The sequence below is a fragment of the Cupriavidus sp. SIMBA_020 genome (assembly GCF_046535395.1).
GTDB lineage: Bacteria > Pseudomonadota > Gammaproteobacteria > Burkholderiales > Burkholderiaceae > Cupriavidus > Cupriavidus campinensis.
In genome coordinates this window covers 1-296 of sequence record NZ_JAWRWU010000329.1, presented here as the reverse complement: position 1 = coordinate 296, position 296 = coordinate 1, and the positions used below count along the sequence as shown (strand labels likewise).

Genomic DNA, 296 nt, shown 5'->3' with positions numbered 1-296 from the left:
TCACAGACGCTAACAACAGGCCGGCGCACTCGCGCGGCCCGCGTTGCTGCCGTATGATGCGGGGCGATTCCTCCCGCGCAGCCCGCGCCACCTTCGTCATGCCCAATCTGGATTTCACGCTGACCGGCGAATACGTCGAACTGCACAACCTTCTCAAGATCACCGGTCTCGCCGACAGCGGCGGCACCGCGAAGATGTTCGTCGCGTCCGGCGCGGTGAAGGTCGACGGCGTGGTCGAACTGCGCAAGACCTGCAAGATTCGCGCGGGCCAGGTCGTGCTGTTCGGCGACACGCGC

General features: G+C 65.9%; 1 protein-coding gene. It reads left to right on the top strand.

The genetic code is table 11. The features are described 5' to 3' along the window. Positions 1 to 98: 98 nt before the first annotated feature. Positions 99 to 296 (top strand): RNA-binding S4 domain-containing protein (locus tag SB751_RS29440; protein ID WP_410748956.1); only part of this gene is annotated, 198 nt, incomplete at its 3' end.